The sequence below is a fragment of the Kordia zhangzhouensis genome (genome assembly GCF_001005305.1).
GTDB lineage: Bacteria > Bacteroidota > Bacteroidia > Flavobacteriales > Flavobacteriaceae > Kordia > Kordia zhangzhouensis.
The window spans coordinates 65670-90177 of the sequence record NZ_LBMH01000006.1 but is presented as its reverse complement, the minus strand read 5'-3'; the positions used below and the strand labels follow the sequence as shown (position 1 = coordinate 90177).

11 protein-coding genes and 1 other RNA gene are annotated in these 24508 nt (G+C 33.6%); 8 read left to right on the top strand and 4 right to left on the bottom strand.

Annotation, left to right across the window (positions count from 1 at the left end):
• Nucleotides 1–8: 8 nt before the first annotated feature.
• The 6 genes from AA088_RS10750 to AA088_RS10725 all read left to right on the top strand — a co-directional run bounded on the left by AA088_RS10750 (nt 9) and on the right by AA088_RS10725 (nt 20089).
• Nucleotides 9–593: a hypothetical protein gene (locus AA088_RS10750; protein WP_046745013.1), complete on the top strand. Its 585-nt coding sequence runs from the start codon at nt 9–11 to the stop codon at nt 591–593.
• Between the two features lie 270 nt (nt 594–863).
• Complete coding sequence (locus AA088_RS10745) at nt 864–6926, top strand: hypothetical protein (RefSeq protein WP_157547152.1); 6063 nt, start codon at nt 864–866, stop codon at nt 6924–6926.
• 22 nt (nt 6927–6948) lie between these two features.
• Complete coding sequence (locus AA088_RS10740) at nt 6949–7524, top strand: hypothetical protein (protein ID WP_157547151.1); 576 nt, start codon at nt 6949–6951, stop codon at nt 7522–7524.
• 2 nt (nt 7525–7526) lie between these two features.
• Nucleotides 7527–8264 carry a hypothetical protein gene (locus AA088_RS10735; protein ID WP_046745010.1) on the top strand — a complete coding sequence of 246 codons (738 nt, stop codon included), beginning with the start codon at nt 7527–7529 and terminating at the stop codon, nt 8262–8264.
• 95 nt (nt 8265–8359) lie between these two features.
• A complete protein-coding gene (locus AA088_RS10730; protein WP_157547150.1) occupies nt 8360–19651 on the top strand; it encodes a polymorphic toxin-type HINT domain-containing protein in 11292 nt (3763 codons plus the stop codon).
• Between the two features lie 9 nt (nt 19652–19660).
• Entirely contained in the window at nt 19661–20089 is a 429-nt protein-coding gene (locus AA088_RS10725; RefSeq protein ID WP_046745008.1) for a DUF7674 family protein, read from the top strand.
• A gap of 278 nt (nt 20090–20367) precedes the next feature.
• On the opposite strand, the gene AA088_RS10720 is transcribed toward AA088_RS10725, so the two are convergent.
• On the bottom strand, nt 20368–21051 hold the full coding sequence (locus AA088_RS10720; RefSeq protein WP_082106709.1) for a DDE-type integrase/transposase/recombinase: 684 nt from the start codon (nt 21049–21051) through the stop codon (nt 20368–20370).
• A gap of 266 nt (nt 21052–21317) precedes the next feature.
• On the opposite strand from AA088_RS10720, the gene AA088_RS10715 reads away from it, so the two are divergent.
• Entirely contained in the window at nt 21318–22268 is a 951-nt protein-coding gene (locus AA088_RS10715; protein WP_162199686.1) for a protein rep, read from the top strand.
• Nucleotides 22269–22312: 44 nt separating this feature from the next.
• Here the strand turns inward: AA088_RS10715 and AA088_RS10710 are convergent, their stop codons facing one another.
• Together AA088_RS10710 and AA088_RS10705 are read right to left on the bottom strand one after the other, a co-directional pair.
• Nucleotides 22313–23212 (bottom strand): hypothetical protein, encoded by a 900-nt coding sequence (locus AA088_RS10710; protein WP_046745005.1) that lies wholly within the window; start codon nt 23210–23212, stop codon nt 22313–22315.
• A gap of 70 nt (nt 23213–23282) precedes the next feature.
• A complete protein-coding gene (locus AA088_RS10705; RefSeq protein WP_046745004.1) occupies nt 23283–23576 on the bottom strand; it encodes a helix-turn-helix domain-containing protein in 294 nt (97 codons plus the stop codon).
• A 130-nt stretch (nt 23577–23706) separates the two neighbouring features.
• Here AA088_RS10705 and AA088_RS10700 point away from each other — a divergent pair, with 130 nt between their 5' ends.
• The gene (locus AA088_RS10700) at nt 23707–23946 is read left to right on the top strand and encodes a hypothetical protein (protein WP_046745003.1); all 240 of its coding nucleotides are present in this window, start codon (nt 23707–23709) and stop codon (nt 23944–23946) included.
• Nucleotides 23947–24069: 123 nt separating this feature from the next.
• On the opposite strand, the gene ssrA is transcribed toward AA088_RS10700, so the two are convergent.
• Nucleotides 24070–24468: a transfer-messenger RNA gene (gene ssrA / locus AA088_RS17875) on the bottom strand.
• Nucleotides 24469–24508 lie beyond the last annotated feature (40 nt).

The following is a 24508-nucleotide window of genomic DNA, read 5'->3' as shown; positions in this document are numbered from 1 at the left end:
TAATCATTATGAAAAAATTAGCATATATTCTATTTGCTATTTTGGCAGTAATATCTTGTAAGAATACCTCTCATGAGCGTGTTGTTACAGAAGATTATAAATTTTTTAATTTGGCTGTCGATGGGTGGAAATCGAAACAAATAAATCAATATATCAACACTATAAATTATACTGCAACAGAAGTTCCGTTACACTATTATATTTTAAAAGATAATCAAAATTTTGAGCCCAAAGCAGTGGATTCATTATATAAACTACATAAAAATGAACGCATTGTTGAAATTGAGTTTCATCATGATGAAGAAAAAGATTTACTTGAAAAAGAGTTTACCAACTTGCCTTATGAAAAAGCGGTAGAATATATGTCTTTTAAATTAGAAAAGGATTTTCAAGTTATTACCTCTTCCAGAGATACTATTACGTGTTCGGGAGTTTTGTTTGAACGAAACTTCAAAGTGGCTCCTTTTAAGAGAGCCTTGTTATATTTTGGAAACGTTCCTGAAAATGAAGAAATTCAATTGTTGTATAATGATCAGTTATTCGGTAATGGAATCATTAAATTCAATTTCAAATCCAAACCACTTAAGCTTTAAAAAGTATTTCAAAACTGATTTTTATGACGCTTATGAAAAAAAAAGTACGCTTATTAACTATTTATATGGTAACATAGTATAATTACATACTTTAGCCGTTGTAGAATAAACCCACCTCAATTGTTTTAGCCCTAAAAGCAAAACAATTTCCTCTCTAAAACATTCAGGTAAAACTTCATCTTTTCATTGATGCAATGTAAAGACTGTATTGTACATCATACATTTTAACGAAGAATAACAAATTAAGTTTAAAAATAAAACTTAGCTATAATGATTATACAGCATATTAGAACTGGAAAACTATCAAAGGTTATAGCTTGCTATTTAGCAATGCAATTGGTGTTAACCACTATACAACCTTCTCAATTATTTGCATTGACAAGTGGTCCTTCACAACCAGAGTTTAATGCCTTTACGCCAATTGGAACTTCCGATATGGTAAATCTTAGTACGGGAGATTTTAATTATAACATTCCTATTATGGATGTTGGTGGTTATCCATTAAACTTAGCGTATGATGCTGGCATTACGATGGATCAAGAGGCTTCTTGGGTTGGCTTAGGTTGGAACTTAAGCGTGGGGCAAATCAACAGAAACGTTCGTGGACTACCTGACGATTTTAAGGGAGATTCGATTCGCTATGAAAACAATATGAAGAAGAACAAAACTGTGGGAATGACGCTTTCTATAAATGGGCAGCTTTCAGGTACTGAACCTATACCAGGTACTGAACCTATACCAGGAACAGATTCTTTTTCAGGAAATGCTAGTGCCACTTTAGTGCATAACAACTATGAAGGTTTTAGTTTTACACCTTCTTTTGGAGTTTCCTATCAGTTCACCAAAAATACAAGTGTAGGAATGAATCTTTCTCCGTCCGTTGAAAATGGAGCTTCGGTATCGCCAACTATTGGTTTCTCTGAAAGTTTGGACGGTGCAAAAGCAAATAGTAATGAATCCATTTCTCAAAATTATGGGGTAGGACTTCCGTATAACAGTAGACAGGGAATCTCCGCTTTTAATATTAATTCATCAACGACGCGAAGGGTTAATATAAAAAAGGGGTATACAAGTACATTGGGTAGTGCTTCTAGAGGTGTTTCTTTTATAGATAACACTTTTACACCGACAAAGCGTATAGGGTATCATAATGAAAATTATACGTTTAGAGCCTCTTTAGGACCGCAACTAGCAGCATTTAGTTTTGAAGGAGGAGTATCTGCATTTTATTCCGTGCAAAAAATAAAAAAGGAAGAAAAAATAAAAGAAGAAAAAACGTACGGTTACGAATTTACTAAAGAGGCTTCACATAAAGATATCTTAGATTTTAACAGAGAAAATGAGCGTACGGTCACAAAAAATACCTTAGCACTACCTATAACGAATTACACGTATGATATTTATCAAATTCAAGGACAAGGAATTGCTGGACAGTTTCGTCCTTTTAAAGGGCAAACAGGGTATGTGTTTAATCAAAAAATTGAAGACTCCGGTGATAGCTTTAGTCTGGGCGGTGAAATTGAAGGTGGCTGGGGATTTAGAAATGGGGTAGATATTCACTACTCGCCAACGAGAAGTCATACGGGCGTTTGGAATACTCCGGCAATTCACAAATTTCAATCGGTAAGTGATACGGAATTGGATTATGAAGAAACTTATTTTAAGCCTATAGGAGATTTAAGTGCTGATCTTGAGGAAGATCTATATAATAATAAATTGTCAGGTGAAAAACCGATGGCGTTAGATTTAGAGCCAGATGGTAATAAATACAATAAAAAAGCAGTTAGTCGATTTAATATAAAAAACTATACGGCTACTAATGATATTGAAGATGATACTCCACCGGTACTGATTGATGGTTCTTTAAGAAGAGCGAAACGTGAGCAACGAAATCAGGCAATTCAAAAAATAAACAAAAAAGACGCTTCATTTGATCCTTTTGTGAGTGAACACGATAGTCTAAAGCTACACCATACCAATGGGATGAAAATTACCCAACCAAGTGGTGCAGTCTATGTATATGGAGAAGCGGCTGTAAATTATACGAAAGAAGAAGTAACTTTTGGTGCTAACGGAATCGCTGATTTAGAAACAGGGACTATAGCTGTTAATGGAAATGATTCTGCTGATAGTGCAGGAGGTTTTGATGAATATTTTAATAAAATTATCACACCTGATTATGCACATACTTATTTGTTAAGTGCGGTGCTTTCTAACGATTATGAAGACCTTACGGGAGATGGCCCTACAGATGACGATCTTGGAGCATATACCAAAATACATTACAACGATTTTACAAATGATACAGCAGAAGATAATGAGCTTATCAGTTCGTTAGATGCTACTTATAAATGGAGTGTGCCTTATAATGCAGAAGGGGAAGCTCCAAAGGCATCTTATAATCCTGGATTATATACAAAAACGAACGATCAAAAAGGAAGTTATGTGCGTGGTGAAAAAGAATTAAAATATGCTACGATGATTGAAACGAAAACGCACGTAGCTACCTTTGATTTTTCAAAGAGAAAAGACGCAAAAGGAACTGGTAATTCGAAAATGTTACGATTGAATACTATCAGATTATACTCGAAGCCAGAATATAAAAAGCTTATCAATGGAGATAGTGACATTAGTCCAATAAAAACAGCGCATTTTGAATACGATTATTCTTTAGCCCCCGAAACGCTTAATAGTGAAGCTACCACGGCAGATAGTAATGACGGTCTAACCAATAGGGGAAAACTTACTTTAAAAAAAGTATACTTTACCTACCGCAATTCTAAGATGGGAAAATACACACCGTATGTGTTTAATTACGACAATATGAATCCGGATTACCAAATGAAATCATATGACATTTGGGGTAACTATAAACCGTTATTTGAAAAAGGAGTTTCAAAAGTAGATACAGATAGTGATGGAGTCAATGATGACGTAGTATTGCCTACTGGAAATACAACTGCTACTTGCGAAGTTGAAATTGATATCACAGCTCAAGAATTCCCTTTTGTGCAACAAAAAGACAAGGAATTACAAGACTTATATGCACGAGCTTGGACACTCTCATCAATAGACTTACCATCAGGCGGACGTATTGAACTACAATATGAATCGGATGACTATCAATACGTGCAGGATAAAAAAGCCATGCAGATGTTCAAAGTAAAGGGTGTGAGTGACCAAGTTCCTTTAGGTTTAGACAATCTTACCGAAAACTTATATACTAATGGAGCACATACAAAATACTTGGTTGTAGAGCTACTAGAAGATGTGAATACATCTTTATCAATTGATGAATTCAAAGCAAGATATTTAGGAGAAAATATTGATAAGCCGCTGTTTTTTAGATTTTTATTAAATATGACCCAAAACGGTAATTGTAATTATGATTATGTAGAAGGGTATTGTAATATAGATAAAGCAGGAAGTTTTAGTGTCTTTACAGATACTGATAACAATGGTACGGTTAATGACACTAGTGATGATGTTGATAGAAAATATGGAGTTATTCCTATTCAATTGGAAAACCAAGAAGGAGGCGATAGTTCAGTTTCTCCGTTTGGAAATAATTTGCCTGCCGGAACTACGAATCCAATAGCAAAATCAGGTTGGTTTTTTGCTAGGAAGCATCTCAATCGTTATGCCTATGGAACAGGTGATAATACACCTTCTTCTACAAATATTGGTGATATTGTTAATGCAATAGGTAGCACACTGCCAGTAATGTTAGAAATTTTTGATGGTCCAAACGGGTATCTAGAGCGTCGAAGAATTGCTCGGAATTTCAACCCTGAAAAATCATGGATTCGCTTGCAACATCCAACGAATGCAAAACTAGGAGGTGGATTACGTGTTAAAAAAGTAATTATGCATGACAATTGGGACATCATGGTAGAAAATCCACAATCAGATTCTGTAAACCCTTATAGCAATTTTTACGGACAAGAATATGATTATAGTTTAGGAAAAGATGAAAACAATAATAGTAAGGGCTCTAGCGGAGTTGCTACTTGGGAACCAAATATGAGCAAGGAGAATCCTTTGATTCAACCATTTTTTGACGATTCTGAAAAACTACAAGCTAGGGAATATGTTGAAAAACCCTTTGGAAAATCATTCTATCCTTCAGCAATAGTTACGTACAGTAAAGTTTCTGTGAAAAATCTACAAAGAACGTATGATGATGGTACTGATGTGAAAGTTGTAAAAAGACATGCAACAGGAGAAGTGGTTAATGAATTCTTTACTTCAAAAGACTTTCCGACAAAATCAGATCATATAGATATCGACGATAAAAACAATTATAGAACCAATCAAGAGAATATATTAGATAATGTGCTACGATTAAGCGTAAATACAGAATTAGCACTTTCTCAAGGATTTTCAATCATCACGAATGACATGAACGGAAAATCTAAATCGCAAAAAATATATGATGAAAATAAGAACCTAATTTCTGGTGTAGATTATAAATACAATACAAATGATACTGGAGAATTAGACAACCGCCTATCTGTAATTCTCTCTGATGGTACCGTAGCGACTAAAGAAATAGGAACTCATTACGATGTAATTACTGATTTTAATGAAAATTATAATTTATCTGAAAGTTATGGTGTAAATATAAATCTTACTTTTTTCACTGTTGGTATCATCCCGATTCTTTTAGGTCAAATTCCTTATGAATACAAACGAAATGAAACCATATTACATACAACGACCACTACTAAAGTAATTCACAAAACAGGAATTTTAAAAGAAAAAGTAGCATACGATTTAGGAGCTAGTGTCAGTACTCGAAATCTTGCTTGGGATGCGGTAAGTGGACAAGTGTTGCTGACTGAGACAGCTAACGCATATAAAGACAATTATTACAATTTTAGCTATCCAGCACATTGGGCATATAAAGGAATGGGGCAAGCTGTTCAAAATCTAGGAATATCTCTTTGGATCGAACCTGTTCAAAGTAATGGTACTCCAGATGCATCAGGAGATGAAGAAGGAGCTACAGCATGGTATCAACAAAGCACATCACATTACAATACGTCTTTCAATTTAGATAAGTTTTTAAATGAAGGAGATGAGGTTTACATGTACAACGGAGAAGATGAAACCATTGAAGGACATTACTGGATTAACGAAATCTCTCCTGAGAATAAAATCATATTTATTGATAGAGATGGCTCAATTGTTAATGCTTGTGGAATTGATAGTAATGAAAAGCTAATTAAAGTGATACGCTCTAGCTATCGAAACTTACAGAGTGCAACGATGGCATCCGTAACAACGATGAGGAATCCAATAGGGACTGGAGACGATGTGATTGAGGTTAGTGATTTTGCCTATGGTGGGACAGGAGTGAATCCAAGAATTATCAATGCTTCTGCTATTAAATATGAAGATTATTGGCGAAAAGGCGTAAAATATCCTTCTGAGGATAATCTAAACGGTGAACATTTACTTTCATATCCGAAATTTAGTACTGTAAACCCATTTATAAATAATGTTTTAGGAGATTGGCGTGCTGTAAAGTCGTACGCATATTTAACGACACGTTCATCAACCGATACGAAACGAAATAGTGGATTCTTTGAAACCTTTTCTCCTTTCTATACGTATGATTCTAACTTAGAGAAATGGGTCGAAGATGATACTAATTGGACGTTCGCTAGTGAAGTAACACAATACTCACCGTATGGTGCTGAATTAGAGAATAGAGATGCACTTGGTAGGTATTCTTCTGCTCAGTATGATAGTGACTATAAGCTTCCGTTAGCAGTGGCTTCCAACAGTAACTATACGGAAATGGGATATACAGGTTTTGAGATTGACACGTATCATTTCAACTTCTCTCAACCTAATGGAGTAACAATTACTGAAGAAGAATCACATACTGGACGTTATAGTATCAAAGTTCCTGCAGGCTCTTTTTCTGGTCAAAAAGTACAATTATATGACGATGGAATTGAATGTATCCCAACAGTAGCAGTTGAAATTTTTGACTGCCCATCAACAGATTCTTTTATTTGCCCAATTATTCCAGATCAATCTGTTAGCCTTGACCATGATTCTTTCTCAGGTTCTTTTAACATTCCTTCTTTAATACAAAATCATCTTGGAGAACATACAATTATACAGTTACGCAGTGCAACTGTTATATCAGACACAAACGACCCAAATTACGTAAGTCTTTCAATCAATGGACTCAATTTAGAGGTAGATATCCTTGGACAAACTCTTCCGAATGCTACTGCAACCTGTAGAGTTGGTATTAAACTAGACAATGGCGAAATCTGTTCCTTTATAATAACTGTAGGATATGGAAATGCTTAATAATAAATTAATATATACACAAATGAAAAAATATATTCTACACATTTTAGTCCTCCTAGCTGGAAGTACTTTATATTCTCAAGAAACCTCATGTTTAAGTTTTTCATTAAATAAAAGCAAAAAATATATCGTCAGTGCTTGGGTAAAAGAAGACAACAGTAATGAAAAAAAAACATATACTAATGGTACGCTAGAAATCCATTTTTACACTGGTGATTCTGCAACACCTTCATATCCTGTAATGACAATGTATCCAAGCGGAAAAATCATTGACGGTTGGCAACGCATTATTGGAATTATCCAAATTACTGAAAGTCAAAACTCAAATAACACTCCTGATTCACTAAGAGTTCGTTTGTCTTGTCAAAATGAAAGTGATTGCTACTTCGACGATGTTCGAATATTTCCATTCAACAGCAGTATGAAAAGTTTTGTGTATGATAAAGACACACAACGATTGATGGCAGAACTCGATGAAAACAACTATGCAACTTACTATGAATACGATAAAGAAGGCGGTTTAGTTCGTGTTAAAAAAGAAACAGAAAAAGGAGTGTACACCATTCAAGAAACACGCTCTAAAAGTAAAAAACAATAAGAATGAAACAATTTATATATAACAATCTAAGAGTTTTAACGGGAATCTTTTTTATAAGCTGTAGTACGTTAGGAATTGCACAAGAAAAAACAGCACTTGAAATTCTAAAAGAAACTCAAAATATCATGAAAAGTAGTAGTGATATGAGTTGTGATATGAGTTATAATTGGTATGATACATATGCAGATACGAATCCTTCCTTATCCTACAAAGGAAGAACGATTAAACACGATAAAGTTGTATACACAAAAATCAACCAAACATTTTTTTTAATCGATCAAAAAACACAATTAGCAATAAAATGTAATGAAACACAAAAAGCACTACTTGTTACAAAAGTAAATGATGATTATAATCAATCGCCGTGGGAACTTTTAGAGAGCTATATTCAACAATTTAAAGTAAAAAAAGTATCTGATCAAGGAAATCATTGGGTTTGTACTTTAACGACAGATGTCATTACCCAACTGCCTTACGGAAAAATTGAAATTTATATTGACAAACAAAGTTCAATGATGACCAAGCAGGTCTTGTATTTTCTGTCACAAGTACCTTACACGAGTGCAGATGGCGAGAAAAAAATAGGAAACCCTAAATTAGAAGTTGCCCTATCTGACTTTAAAACTGTTCTTAGCCAAGAAGAAAAGCGAATGACTCAATTAACTTCTTATATACATAAAAAAGGAGAAAAGATTACTCCCACAATAGCTTATAAGGCATTCAGAATTATTCAAGACTAAGATTGTCTTTTCATCTTAATCTCAATACCAGTACCAGTATTCCATAACATTATAAAAACAGTGTAGCCATTACGGAACACAAAAAATACAAGCACATGAAAATAATGAAATCAACATATATATTCAAAGTAGCACTCTGGATGAGTATATTTTGTACATATTCATTAGCAATAGCACAAGGAACTATTCCAAAAGTAGCTGAGCAGAGTGATGTATACGACAAAGTAGCTATCGAAAACTATGCAACGTATAATATTCCTCTTTTTAAAGCTGCTGGTTTAGACATTCCTAACAATACAATTTACAATCCAGAAGCTCATGTTTTATTGAAAGTCAATAATGATATTGCACCTTTTAGACACTACTCTTTTGAATTGCAATTAAAAATATATCCTGTGCTTTCTGATGGTAATTTGGATGATTTTTATAATGAAACCTTAACTGTTGAGTTCAAACCACATGCTAATTTGGGAAATAGTGCAGATCAAGTATATCATAAAATTTTGAATCGTTATGGTGCAAAAATAGAAGTTGAAGGCTACTCGACTACTTATCATGATACCAATACAACTGTTTTGGAAGTTCCTGAAAATATTCAACTCCAATTAGGATTCAATGGAGTTTATGTAGTTGATATTTCAAACAGTCCAGCCCCTACAGTTTTCGAACTAGTTGAGAATGCCGAAAATACGAGTGAGTACAAACTTTCATGGAATCCTGTGGCTGGTGCTATTTCGTATGATGTAGAATGGACTTGGATTGATAATTACGAAAATACACCAAATACTGTTTCATTAACCGAAAAAGAATTTCAAAGAAACAGTACCAGAATTAACACGAAAAACACTCATTATGAAATTTCAGATATTTACGATAGTGGTTATATCATTTATAGAGTAAGAGCTGTAGGGAGATTTGCTGATGATTACACCACAAACTTTTATGGACCTTGGAGTCAAACAGGAACAACAACCTCAACAGTAGCTGATTGGGCACACAAAACTGTAATTGGACATGAAGACAATAAGAACTGGCAGTTTCAAGCCAGTTATGCGGAAGAAGGTAAAAAGAAAGAAGTTGTTAGCTATTTTGATGGAACACTGAGAAATCGTCAAACAGTGACTAAGATTAATACTGACGATAATGCTATTGTAGGTGAAGTAGTATATGACAATCAAGGACGGCCTGGTATTGAAATTTTACCGGCGCCAACTACGAGTAATGAAATAAGATACTACGCCAACCATAATGTGAATATGAATGAAATAAAATATTCTCATATGGATTTTGATTGGGATGCCACAAACAATACAACTAACTGCGATATAGAGGTGGATGGAATGAAAAATACCTCAGGAACCAGTAAGTACTACTCTCCTAATTATACGGGCACTAGTGAATTTCACGATGCCGTTCCAGATGCGCAAAATTATCCGTTTTCTCAAATTCAATACACGCCAGATAATACAGGTCGTATCAAAAGAAAAAGTGGAGTGGGTGTTACACATAAACTAGGTTCTGGACACGAAATGAAATATTTCTATTCCAAACCTTCTCAACAAGAATTAGATCGTCTTTTTGGAGCTGATATTGGTTGGGATTCGTATTACAAAAAAAACACCGTAGTAGATCCTAACGGACAAGTAAGTGTAAGCTATGTAGATCCGCAAGGAAGAACCATTGCAACAGCATTAACAGCAGACAATCCTGAATCACTTGACAGTTTACCAGAAGAAGAAAATGGTTTACATATAAATACCACTCTTGATTTATTAAATAAAGTAAATCCAAACGACGCTGATACGGATATCGATAATAACATTGACTTCAATACAGGAAGATTTCCAAATTTTAATGTCAACGACGGACTGAGATATGATGGATTTAGAACTGTAACAAAAGATGGAGAAGCACATGCTTTTACCTATAATTTGAATGTAAATGGAGAGTTTACTACAAATTGTGAAAACGAAACAACTCTCACAACTACAGAAATCACATTCCCTTTTTCCTATGATATAGGTATCGATATAAAAGACGAATGTGGAAATGTCTTATTCACATTTAATGATCAAGATATAAGTGGCTCACATGATGAATCATTTTCAATAACACCGCCTTTAGGCGATTTAGCTATTCATAAAACGGTTCAAGTAAACGAAGAAACCCTTAATAAATATGCTGATGATTATATCACTGAAGGACAAACCAATGGCTGTATTTTAGAACCTTCTGATTTTGACGTATCAGGTAGTATTGAAGATTGTTTCCCAACTTGTGAAGAATGTGTACAATCACTTGGAACTAACCAAGCTGATTATGTCGATACCCAAATACTATACTATAACAACTTAGACCAAACAACTGAAGACGCATTAAGAGAAAGATTTCAACGTGAATATGACTTACTAGTAGAAGCATGTATGGCGCCTTGTATTGCTGACGGAATGGTTTCCACAACCTATACAAATGCTACAGATTTAGCCACGAATTCAATATCATGTGACGTTACCATTCAGACACTTATCAATGATATGAAACTTGTCGGGCAATATGGTAAAAAAGTAAGTGAACTCAACAGTAATGGCGAATACGAATTAGTTGATGTAGTACCTGAATTGAGCATCTTTGACGATGTGAACAATATTCTTACAAATCCATTTATTGAAGATTTGTATGTCACTAGTGGATCTGGACAAAGCTTGCCCGCGAGATTTAGTTGGAAAACGCCTTTCAATCCAAAATATGCAGATCCGTATCATTATTACGATGCTAATGGTGAGATTGTAACAGTATTGATTCCAATAGAAGGAAATACGTATGGTCTCACAGTAGAAGACCCTTTAAATGCTGGTTTCGTAGCGATTGAGCCACAAAACTTAAATGAAGAAGACTTTGAAACCTATTGGCAAGATCAATGGGCAGAATCTTTGGTAGCATTTCATCCAGAATATGTGTATTCACACTTTTCAGATCAACTTTGCAATCTTACAAAGCAATTAACCAATTCAAACGGTACTTTTATAGTGAATGTTGATGGATACGAAAACTTCTTGAATCAACTTTCAACTGTAGATGCTTCTGATTATTTAAATACTAGTTCTCTAAACACAATTGTCGATAACGATCCTTTATTTAAAGATATTAACGGAGTTTTTGCTAACGCCACGGTCACCTATCATACTGCAGTAGCTCTAGAAGCGGTAACGAATAATTATGAAAACACGAATCAAACCATGCTGTACAATGCTCTTTTAACGGTTGGATGCAACAGTATTGAAGCAAATTGTACGGTGAATGTAAGTGCCATGACGGACGAGCAGAAAGAAGAAGTGTGGCCTATTTACAGGAGCATGTATCTATCTTTCAGAGATCGTGTTAAAAGTGCTTTGGCAAATATGTACGCTATTCAAGAAAATGCTTATAATGGATGTATTGGTGAAGATGCTGATAATCCTGGAAATCCCGTATTGCGATTAAACGAATATACGGGTAGTAATTTTGGACCGACTTCAGTGCCAAATGGTGCTAATGAAAACGTTTGTGGGGTGTATGCCAATCTGTATTTTTCTAAAATAAAAAGATTTATCTCTGAAGATTACAACTACGATTCAAATCAAACTGTAGCAGAAGTTGGGCAACAGTTAGAAGAATATACAGGATATCAATTCTATGTAAGCTCAGGACAATGTCCTTTAGGGCGTGATTTTGAAACCTTTGTTAAAGGAATTATTACTGACACAAACGAGATTTCACAAGCAAATAGCAATTCCATAGTCTTATTAGGAGATATTAGTCCGTTTGAAGGAAATTATCTTAGCATGAATCTTTTTGAAAGTTTAGGAGGAACAACTACAACTCAAGCAAATCCTAATACTGGAATTGAGTTTGAAGCTACAGAAACTGGACAAGATTTGGCAATTGTCATCACAGTAGATACACCTACAACTACAACGTTGCCTATCAATTTTACAATCGAAGATCCAACCTACAGTTGGAGCAACTATAATAATACTTGGAGAATTAGTGAAGTAAGTCAGTTTGCATATACAAACTATAATGCCGCAGTTTCTCCTACACGATTTAATTTTAGCATGGCGGCTAAAGTAGTAGTTCCAGGAAGTACCAATGTAATTGCAGAAATTATCATTTCAGGAAATACCATTGCTAAAATTGGTGAATGCTTTGTAGACGGACAGGATAATGTAGCAACATACGGAGACGGAACTCCAATTGGAGAACCACTTGGAAACGGTGGTGTTATGAACGATGATATAGCATGTCAAGACAAAGAGGATTTTGCAATGAGCATTAAGAATATGATGAACGCTATGTTGCCATTTTCTGGGACTTCTGTAAATCTACAATCAGTGGAAGCATACAGTGAAGATGATTTTCTTCCTGAGTTTTTAGGAGATGATCCTTTAAATAGTGCTGCTATTTGGAATAATAACGCAAATGGAAACTATACCATTACACTTGCAGGAAATACTGTAGTAGAGCTTTCTAACTTTTCAGATTTTATACACAACGGACAAACAATAAGTTTTGAATCTTTAGCAAGTGGTGTGATTCCATCTCAAAATGGTATTTATGCTATCAATAACGTTAGTGTACGAGGAACAACAAATATTGTTATAGAAACGATTGTGAATTACGCAGTTACAGGACATTCTATCCCTTACACGTTCACGGCTACTATTACAGCATTACCATACGATTGCTGTACATATATTGATGGAGATGAAAGTGTTGATATTAATACGCCAGATTGTGGAAAAATTGATTTAGATAATGATGGTGTATTTGATAACTGTGACAACTGTTTAAAATATGCAAATCCATTACAGATAGATAGTGATGGAGATGGAATTGGAGATGGTTGTGACAACTGTCAAAACACCTACAATCCTGATCAATCAGATGTTGACCAAGATGGTATTGGCGATATTTGCGACAGTGATACTAGTAGTGCTAATTGTATTGCTGCAATTCAGACAAATGAAACAGTTTTCAATACAGGAATGACACAATTACTGAATTCGGTATTATCAGGTGGGAACTTCTATGCGCAGCAAGAAGTATCACAATTCTTTACATCTGAATTGATGGATTTCTTTACAAAAAATGCACGATTACTGCACAATAACATCTCAATAACGTATAACTCTGTTGTTTGGACCGCTCCATTTGCTGTGAATACCAATCTACAAAATACAATAGAATTAGAATTTAAAAACACAGGAATTTCATTACCTAGTTATTTTGTAATCATAGAACTGACAGATGCGTTAATGCAAAACGGAATTGCCAATGGAGCAAGTTTTACTGGAGTTGATCCGTACGGATTACCATCTAATACAATGCCTACACAATATGGAATTTTTTATAATAGTCCATATAGTAGTAATGCAGTTGCTTCAAGCGAAATTTATCAATCACCAAACAAAAGATATACAAGTTTATCTCCTTTAAATTTTGATTGTGATTTGGTAGCGATACTTTCTAACAATGGACCACTCACGGCACATAGAAATATCGTAACAACTTTCCAAAAAGAAAATACTTCTTTTACGGAACCTTGTACAACCTGTATTCCACAAACAGTTACTCCTGTAGACAGAGATGTTATGTGGGAACGTTATACTAATGAAATAGGTGACATTCCAAACTATACAATTCCAAATCATCATACACTAGAGTATTTTGATAATATGAATTATCAATACATTACAGAAGGTTATATTGATTATTTAGAAACCTTTGCTGGAGGAACAGATGTTGTAGATACTAATGCTCCATATTTCTTAACCATTGCTGAGTTTGGAGCAACTCCATTAAACTATGGTTTTAATCTTAACGGAGCAGGTTATGTACCTGTAATACAGGCATACAAAACTTATATTGACAATGCAGGAAATACTTTAACTCCTGAAGATCCAACATATAAAACATGGAGTGAATTCGTTATTTATTACTTAGCTGAGTATCCTGAAATTTGTCCGCCAAAACCAATGATTCCAACAATCAATCTTAACATCAATGATGACTTGAGTGATTGTAGAGAATTCGCGATTAATATTTCAGAAGCGTATGGTGCTGATAATTATAATGCTTATATAGAAAGAATCAAACACCAATTCAAACTAGACTATACTTCACAAGCTTTAGCTGCATTGGTAGAGAAATTTGATGTTACCTATAAAGACAAAGAATATCAATACACACTTTACTATTATGACCAAGCAGGAAATTTAACAGAAACAGTACCGCCGCAAGGAGTCAATCGTATTGAATTTGGTGATATGGATTTAGAAGAGCATAATCTATTCCGTAACAAAAATACTACCACGCCAATTTTACCAGCACACGTATTAAAAACACAATACAAATACAATTCGCTAAATCAATTAGTTTGGCAAAAAACACCTGATGGTGGCGAAACAGTATTTGCTTATGATGACTTAGGAAGAATTATCGCTTCTCAAAATGCAAAACAAGCAGATGCAACTCCACATAAAAAGTATAGCTACACAAGATATGATGGCTTAGGAAGAATTTTGGAAGCTGGTGAAATTGAAGACAATGCTTCTAGCTATACAATTACAAACGAAGGAAAACTGTTATATGGCGGAGTTAGAGTCAATAATTTTGATGACTTATACGAGTCTATGCGCAGAAGAGAAGTCACTCGAACGACGTACGACGACAGAATTTTAGTAGAAGAAACAGCAAATACAGCGGTATATTCTTCAGACTTATTCACTGCGACATATACACCGTTTAATAGTATTAATAGAGTCACAGCTGTGTGTTATTTTGATGAAATCCCTCCAAATAAAACACCTAAGTTTGACAATGCATTATTCTATAACTATGATGTTCATGGAAATGTAAAAGAATTAGTTACATACATAACGGAATTAAAACTCCCAAACTGTGAAGAGCAAACAACTATTCTTGATTGTGAAGCACACCTAAAGCGAGTACATTATGAATATGATTTAATTAGCGGAAATGTCCATCAAGTTATATTTCAACCTGAAAAACCTGACCAATTCATCCATAAATATGAATACGATGCTGACAACAGAATTGTTTCAGCATATACGTCCAAAGATGGCAATGTTTGGGAACAGGATGCTAATTACAACTATTATGAACACGGTCCATTAGCCAGAGTAGAAATTGGTGATAAAAAAGTACAAGGAACCGATTATATCTACACCTTGCAAGGTTGGTTAAAATCGGTAAATGGTGAAAGCCTAGCTAATGCGACCAACGATTTTGGTAATGATGGAATTGCTTCACGGAGCAATATGGCAAAAGATGCTTTTGGATACGCATTACATTATTACGATGGTGACTATACACCAAGCAATACTACTATTTCAGGAAATGTATTTAAGCTTTCTAATACTTCGATAGTAGCTTCTAATGACAAGAATCTCTACAATGGAAACATCAAAACCATGATGACTTCATTGCGAGATCAAAATGAACATATTTTAACGACGCAGGTAAATAACTATACCTACGATCAATTAAATAGAATCAAAGCAATGAATTCCAAAGCAGTAACAGATAAACCACTGAATTCATTGCAGGCGAGAGAAAGTTATGCGTCAGCATACACATTTGATAAAAACGGAAACTTACAAACATTACAAAGATATGTGCCAGAAAATGGAGTGCTCAAAACCATGGATAATTTTGAGTACAAATACATTACCGAAAATGGAGAACTAACAAATAAGTTAGCCATAGTTAGTGATGAAATAGCTGCCGCAGATAAATTCGAAACTGGTGCAGATATCGAAGACCAAATAGACTTCTTAACAAGCTACGGTTACAATTACAATGTTAATCCGAACAATACCAACAATCATAACTACATATATGACGAAATTGGACAATTAATTGAGGATAAAACAGAAGGATTACAAATCTTTTGGAGAGTTGATGGAAAAGTAAAAGAAGTGCACAAATTGCCGTACATGTCAAAAGGGACTCCTAATGTTATTGCATTCCACTATGATGGATTAGGAAATCGAATTGGAAAATCAACCTATAAAAAAGGAAATAGCAACGACAAAGAAACCACTTTTTATGCTCGTGATGCACAAGGAAATGTATTAGGAATTTATGATGTTACGAGCTCAAGAAATCTGTACGATTTCGACATAGAAATGATTCAAAAAGAACATCATATATATGGAAGTTCACGCCTAGGAATTGAAAATGTTGGTAAAACACTCGTAAATCAAAACTTTCCAACAGAAATACAAACAGGGACAACAGGAAGCGGTGTGCCAGTGTTTACAGGAGGTTTTACAAAAAGTGGGTTGCGAACTACAGCTGATACGTATTTCTATTGGGATCAACCAACAACGAATTCAGGTGTAGGAAGTGAGTTTAGAGGTATTAATATTCAGACACAATTCAAAATTGAAACCAATCAACAAAGCAATCCGATAGCTATCTTGCGTCACGCTAATGTAAGAGATGGGAAATATGATGAATATGTAGAAGCAAGTATTTATGTGATTAAAAATTCAACGAGTAACAAATATGCATTTTATATGCGTATTCGTGAAGAATATGAAGATGTCAAAAACAATGGAGACGGATATTTCACTAGTAAATACTACATTACTCCATACATTTTCAGTGAGGCGCAATTACAAAGCAAAGGTCTTAAAGTAAATTGTAACTACTTTGGTGAAAATGCAAATATTACCATTAACGGAGTTACCTATTCTCCATCTGACGATGTTAATAGACTCATTGTATCCAATACAAGTACAGGAGCTTTGACACAAATCAACAGACAAAGCCGCGGATTCATATATAGAACTGCGGGCTTGGTATCACAAGATGTAGCATACTTTAAGTATTACTTTGACTTTTCTGACAGTGATTCGGAAACGATTTATTTCCCAATGCTAGACGAAGATTTTCTAACCAACAATCAGGGTGTGGCAATGAATGCCATTAGTACAAGTAATCCAATATCTAGCGATTATACAATTCCAGATGCTTTCTATACAGATACAGACAATGATGGAATCGATGATTATTTAGAAGATACCAATCAAGATGGAAATGTAGACAATGACGATTCAGACGGTGATGGTACTGTAGATTATCTAGATACCGATGATGACAATGACGGTGTTTTGACAAGTGTAGAAGGAACTACTGATACCGACAATGATGGGATTCCAAATTATTTAGATACTGACGATGATAATGATGGTTTTTTCACTTCTGTAGAAGGGCAAGCTGACGATGACAATGATGGAATTCCAAATTATTTGGACAATACCTACTATGAAAATTTTGTTAACGGACCGTTGGCATACACTAACAACACTAACTATATTGGAGATAAGGCCTATGAACTATCCAATCACTTAGGAAACGTATTAAGTGTCATCTCTGACAAAAAAGTAGTAGCCTACGGAAGTCAGACCAATAAAATTGCTGGTGATTTAGAAAGTTTTGTAGAAGATGGTGAAGGTGTTGAATTGGTTTTAAATGGGAACTTACAATGTGCCACAACCAATAACAATACAGGAACGTATTTTCAAGTAGATTTTGTAGAAAACACCGAATACCAAATAGTTACAGATATAATTAAGAATAACTACAATGCAGATATTAAAATTGAAGTTACTGAAGAAGGAGGTACTGCTCACTACAACATACTAGTAACACAAAGTGGCGAAACGACATTTACATTTACAGCACCTGTAACGGGAACCTACAAGGTTCGTCTCTTAAAATCACATCAAGATCCAACGGATACTAGTATAGAAGCATTTTATATCAAAGATTTTGCTATCTTTACCGTGGTTGAAACCCAAGAAGTAACAGGTTTCTTACCAGACGTTCTTTCATATAACGATTATTATCCGTATGGAATGCTAACTCCAGGAAGACATGCAAGTGATGAGAGTTATAGATATGGCTTCCAAGGACAAGAAAAAGATGATGAATTAAAGGGTGAAGGGAACTCGCATAATTTTAAATTTAGAATGCATGATCCTAGATTAGGTAGATTTTTTGCTACTGACCCATTAAAGAAAGATTTCCCTTGGAACTCTCCTTATTCTTTTTCAGAGAATAAATTAGGTTTAGGAGTAGAGCTTGAAGGCGCAGAACTTGAAGTATACAATATAGTCAAAGCTCTTTACAATGTTACTAAAGAATATCTTTATCGAAGAACTAGTAAAGATGTTAAAGATATGGTTGAAGCAACGACAACCGATAAATTTAACAATCAAATTAGATATGGTAAGGGGCAAATGTCAGATAGTGAATATGATTTAGCTGAATCTAAAAGATTAAAGAAGTTCTTAAATGCAGGAAGTGACTTAGCAAGTCTAACAAATGATGGGATACATTTAGGATTAGATATTGCAGGAATTGTACCAATTGTAGGAGAGTTTGCAGATGGAACCAACGCATTATTTTATACTATTGAAGGTGATTATGAAAATGCAGCTTATTCAATAGTAGCGGTAGTTCCTATTGTTGGTGATGGAGGAAAAATCACTAAGTATGTAACCAAATACGGAGATGAAGCTATTAGCTTGTTTAAGCAGGCAAAAAAACTAAGCCCTTGTGGATGCTTTATAGCAGGTACAGAGGTACTCACATCTGATGGTTATAAAAATATTGAAGATGTAAAAGTAGGTGATTTGGTTTGGGCTTTTGATGACAAAACTAGGAAGCTTGAACTTAAACCAGTTATCAATACATTTGTAAAAGTAAGAGATCACATCTATAAAATATATGCAGGTGATGAAGTAATTGAAGCAACAGAAGACCACCCATTCTTTATTGGTGGTAAGTGGGTAGAAGTTAGAGATTTAAAAATTGGTGATGAACTAACGCTTTATGACGGTAGTAAGATTATTATTGATAATATTACTTATGAAAAAGGAGAACATAGAGTATATAATTTTGAAGTAGCTGATTTTCATACCTATTATGTTTCTAAACGAAAAGTTTTAGTACATAATAGCGACTGTGATCCTGTTTCGCTTCTGCAAAAGAGCAAAACATTAGGATTCAAAATAATCGGAAGTGTTAGAGAATTTATTTCTAATTCTATCCAAAATCCTTACTTAAAAGATTTTTTTGGAGAACTTTATAGAAAAAATGCTTCTATTGGAAATGGAGGGACTGCAGCTGCTGTTTTAAAGGAGGGTGTCGGAGGAAGACATTGGCAAAAGGCACATGATAAATTGAAGGGGTTAAAAGATTTAGTTTCTGGAAAAGGAAAATATAAAAATGAAGTTCTTAGTAGTGAAGACTTAAAAATTGCAAATGAATTAATAAATGAATTAAAAGATGCAATCAAAAGTGTAAGTAATTAATTCTATATTATGATAAAACGAAATATTAAAAAAGAAAAATACTATTTGGGGAAATTATCTGATGATGTACCAGAATTTTTAGAGTACGAGGAATTTGAAAATCTAATTTATAATGATTATGATAGGTTAGGTACATACATACTAAAAAATGCTCATGATTCAAAATTATTAAAAAAAATCTTTAGCCATTTAAACTCAATTTTTGAATTAGAAAATAAATTAGTATTGAATATTCTAGATGTATGTATATATGAAGCTTTAATAACTAATAAATTAGGATATAGCATTGCTGAAAAATATATGAGTAAAGAAATGAAAAAAAATTTTTTAAACTTATTTCCTTATGAAAAACACAAAAACGATTGGGATACAGATAATTACTATACTGAAGAGGAGTTTAAAAAAATAATAGATAGTTTGAATAATGGTACAGATTAGTTGATACACTTACTATGAAGAAAATTTTTTTAAAATCCAAAATTACTGAAAATAAAGTTGGGTAATGGTGTAAATTAGGGCATAGCTTTAATTTTAGATATGAATAATTGAAAAACAGCACTGGAATCTCTACGGCTGTTTTAAAATAAACTGTCCCATTTATGGGAAATCACTCAAATAGAGAGAGTTAAAAATTACTATTTAAAATTCACTATATTTATAAAAAGGGAAGTATCAAAAAGATGCTTCCTTTTTCTTTTTGGTTTGGTGAATTGGTTTTATAGACATCCTTTACATCTATTTTTCTTGTTTTCTATACGTCTTAGCTGTTTTTGGTGTACAAAACCTGCTTTATAGGTATCAAAATTGCTAGGAATTCCATGAAAAGATTCCTCGGGTGTATTTCCGTTCAGGCTCATTTGTGGGCGTATTTCGTTGTAGATAGGAACAGATTCATCGAGAATAGAACGAAGTCGAATTCCGTTAGTAATTTCCTGTGGAAACAGAAATTGGTGTTTGATCACTTTGTTCAAAGCTTCCACCATAGAATTGGAAAATACCACATCCTTCTGAGCAATAATATGTTCTATAGGAACATCAGGGGAGTTGATAAAATTGGAAACAATTGTATTTACATTTTCACTTCCACCGTCAGTCAAAAATTGTAGTTTTTCTGGCTTGTGTAACTCATACGCTGAATGAAGTAACTCTTTAATAGCTTCACCAGAAGAGCTTTTACAAACTTTATATCCAATAATGTACTTTGAAAAATGATCCATTAAAAAATGTATATAATGTTTTACGTTGTCTTTGGTTTTAAAGATCGTCACATCGGCACACCAAAGTTCGTTGGGTTTTGTTGTTCTAATAGGATGATAATGATCCGACTTTTTATATCTGGCATTGCCAGTAAACCCAAGTAGTCGGCAGTATTTATAGAATGTTGAAATACAACACTTCAACTCTTATCGCTTTTAAATAGATTGAAGATTTTGACCAATGTTTGTAATTATCATTGTTCATATACTTTTTGATAGTTTCTACTTCTTTTGCTAACAACTGATTGGAAAATCGCTTCACACACCATTTAAAATAGGAGGCATTGCACCTGTGAATTACAATGGATTTATAATTCTCAAAAGTACTTCTTGATACATTAGCACAAAGCGTGACAGCTAATGAGAACAAAAAACCTCACAAGGTACAAATAGCGGGCAATGGTACGGAAATGATAGGTAACGAATCACTAATCAATAGAGCGCAACGTAAAACAATTTCTCGCAAATTGTTATTAAGCCTTATTGATGTAGCAAAAGACAAAGGAGCGACCGAACGTGTAAAATCATATTGGAATGCTTATCATTGCTGTTCAACTTTTACAGAACATAACAAAAGGCTTCACGCAAATTATTGTAAAACCCGTTATTGTACCATTTGTAATGCCATTCGCAAAGCAGATAAAATAAATACCTATTATCCAGTATTGAAAAATTGGGAAAATCCGTATTTCGTTACTCTAACTATAAAAACTATAAAAGCGAATAAGCTTAAAAATAGAGTTGATGGAATGAAAAGAGCATTCACAAAAATAAAAGATAGGTGTAAACAACGACACCACCGCGGAAAAGGGATGAGATTGGTAGGTATTAAGTCACTCGAATGTAATTTCAATCCAAAAGAAAATACATATAATCCGCATTATCATGTAATTGTACCCAATAGAGAAACCGCCCTTTATTTGATACAGGAATGGTGCAAGCAATGGAACAGAAAAGGGCAATTTCATTGCTCAAAAAAAGGGCAGCATTTTAGAGCAGTTGAAAACTTAGAACACGACTTAATAGAAACAATAAAATACGGCACAAAGGTTTTTACAGAACCCGATCCAAATAATAAAAAGCATGTAAAGAAAGAAATGAAAATATATGCGCGTGCAATGGATAACATAAACGCGGCTATGAAAGGGAAACGCATCTTTGATCGTTTTGGGTTTAACTTACCACCGCAGGAAACCAAAGAAGCCAATGTACGCACAGTAGAAAATTACAAATTATGGGAGTTTACGCCCAACGCAACCGACTGGATTAATACCGATACGGGCGAATGCTTGACAGGATATAATATGACAATTGATTTACAATATTTGCTTTCTGAATCCATAGACACCGCAAAGGAATAAAGAATACATAATTTCTGAAAGTTAATTTTTTGAAGAAATGGCTACTATTTTTGAATGTTTAAACTATCTTTCTTTATCTCATCCAACTTTAAATTTAAAGAGTCAGTTTTTGTAGTAAGTTCTTTATAAACCGAATCTTTTTGAATTTTAGGTTTCAACTCATCTTTTTTGAATTCAAAAAAAGCATCAAACTTCAAATTTAAATAATTCTTTTCCTTCTTTTCATTTTCATAAATGATAAAAATATACTTATCATTGAAGTATTGTATAGTATATGGCAAATCACCTATTTTTTCTTTGACAATTCTATTTATATTTTTTGTGTTGTAGAATTTGACAAAATCTTTATCATAGTAATATGACTTTGCATCTGGAGAGTTCTTTAACTTATTATAGGCTTCCCGAATAGAAAAAGATAATCCAAAAATAATAAATGAGGATATTATTATTGCAATATACTTATTTTTTGACCATACAAAAAGTATATGACTCAATAATAATATAGATGAAAAAACAATAATGAGTAGTATATATAATAATTGGAAGTAAGAACTAAGGGAATAAGTATTTATTTTTAAAATTATACTGAAAGAGATTCCTAAGATGAAAAAATACCATAAAATATTTAGCTGTGCTTTTCCCTCTTTGCTAATAGTTTCCTTTTTATTATCATTAGTATCTTCTAAATCTAAATCCTCGTTAACTATAATTTTACTATACGGTATGTAAAGTGCAAAATAACCTATTAGTAAATAGATTAAAATTAAAAGCCCATCCGATGCTAGTTGAGAAAATGAAAAAAACCTAATATGATAAGGGGAAATTCTGTATAACTCTAGTATTTGCCATGTTCCACCTAAGAAAGTAGGAATAAACAAGATAATTGATAGGTGGTCTTTAAGAGATTTAGAAATCTTCTTTATAAAATTAAAAATTAATTTCATTTACATTGTTTTAAATAAAAGTAAGAAATTTAATTCATTAATTAGAAATTTCTAATTTTGACTACAATATTTAATTTGAAGAGGTGTTTACAATGTCAAGCAAATTCTCCAAATCCTTTTTCGAGTGAATACGATACACTTCATTTTTGTACTCTACATAGCCGTGAAGCTTCGCATTACCTTTTGACGAACTAAATAACTCGCTAATTTCAACGTCAAGCGCATTCGCTATTTTCGTCAATGTTTCAACGGTGGGATTGCCGTTAATGGTTCTACTTAACGTAACTCTATTTATTTGTAAAATATTGGCTAATTGTTCTAAGCTTATATTTTTACTCTTTGCAACTTCTTTTACACGTAACATAAAAAATACTATTTAACATTTCAAAGCTATATAAAAATACAAAAGTAACGTCTAAATGTTATGTCTTATGTTACTGTTTAATATTAAGTAGCTATATTTGTTGTGTTTTGTAACATTAAAATTATCGTATATGACAAATCAAAAAGAAGTAAACAAAGCTTTATTAAAAGAATTGAAGCAAAAAAAGTCGGAACTGGAAAAGTGCAAACGTGAATTTGAAATTGAAAAGAATATCAAAAACGGTTTATACTTTTTCATTCTCACAAACAATCTGTACGAACTACTGGTATCATTCTGCAAAACGAATGATTACCAAAATGAAGATTATCAAATCAAATCTTTAGATTATTTAATTGAAAATTTGGGATAGAAATAAATCAACTATTCTAAAAGTCAAATGAAGCTGAAAAACAAAGATAAAAATACTACTTCTGTCAACGATAATGTCAACTCAAAAAACAAACGCCCTAAAACCAATGCTTTAGAGCGTTATTTGTGGAGTCGGAGAGAATCGAACTCTCGTCCAAACAAGCAATTCAAATGCTTTCTACACGCTTAGTTTTTGTTTCTTTTTCGACTGTTAGCTGACCAAAAACCGCCCACTAATAGCTTAGCTTCTTCAATTGGAAAACTGTGACGAAGCTACACAGTTTCGATGTTGACTTTTATGGTGCCTCTGAAGTAATCGCCATCAACAAGGGCTATTACGAGACATTTAGCTTTTCCGTCTAACGGAAACTAAAGGCGTATCGTACTATAATTCGGATTATGCAGCTAAAGCGTAGTTATTCTCGCCATTTAAAAAGTGTGAATTATGAGATTTACGAGCTATTTTTCAGCGCTCGACGTGCTTACACTTCAATTCGACTCGCTGTCAAAACCAGTCGACCCCAATATGTTTAAGAACTTTTTCTTTTAATTCGTTAAAAGAA

Excerpts from the sequence above, each read along its gene's own strand:
- AA088_RS10750 (WP_046745013.1), top strand. The coding sequence starts at position 9 with ATGAAAAAATTAGCATATATTCTATTTGCTATTTTGGCAGTAATATCT.
- AA088_RS10745 (WP_157547152.1), top strand. The coding sequence starts at position 864 with ATGATTATACAGCATATTAGAACTGGAAAACTATCAAAGGTTATAGCT.
- AA088_RS10740 (WP_157547151.1), top strand. The coding sequence starts at position 6,949 with ATGAAAAAATATATTCTACACATTTTAGTCCTCCTAGCTGGAAGTACT.
- AA088_RS10735 (WP_046745010.1), top strand. The coding sequence starts at position 7,527 with ATGAAACAATTTATATATAACAATCTAAGAGTTTTAACGGGAATCTTT.
- AA088_RS10730 (WP_157547150.1), top strand. The coding sequence starts at position 8,360 with ATGAAAATAATGAAATCAACATATATATTCAAAGTAGCACTCTGGATG.
- AA088_RS10725 (WP_046745008.1), top strand. The coding sequence starts at position 19,661 with ATGATAAAACGAAATATTAAAAAAGAAAAATACTATTTGGGGAAATTA.
- AA088_RS10715 (WP_162199686.1), top strand. The coding sequence starts at position 21,318 with ATGATAGGTAACGAATCACTAATCAATAGAGCGCAACGTAAAACAATT.
- AA088_RS10710 (WP_046745005.1), bottom strand. The coding sequence starts at position 23,212 with ATGAAATTAATTTTTAATTTTATAAAGAAGATTTCTAAATCTCTTAAA.
- AA088_RS10705 (WP_046745004.1), bottom strand. The coding sequence starts at position 23,576 with ATGTTACGTGTAAAAGAAGTTGCAAAGAGTAAAAATATAAGCTTAGAA.
- AA088_RS10700 (WP_046745003.1), top strand. The coding sequence starts at position 23,707 with ATGACAAATCAAAAAGAAGTAAACAAAGCTTTATTAAAAGAATTGAAG.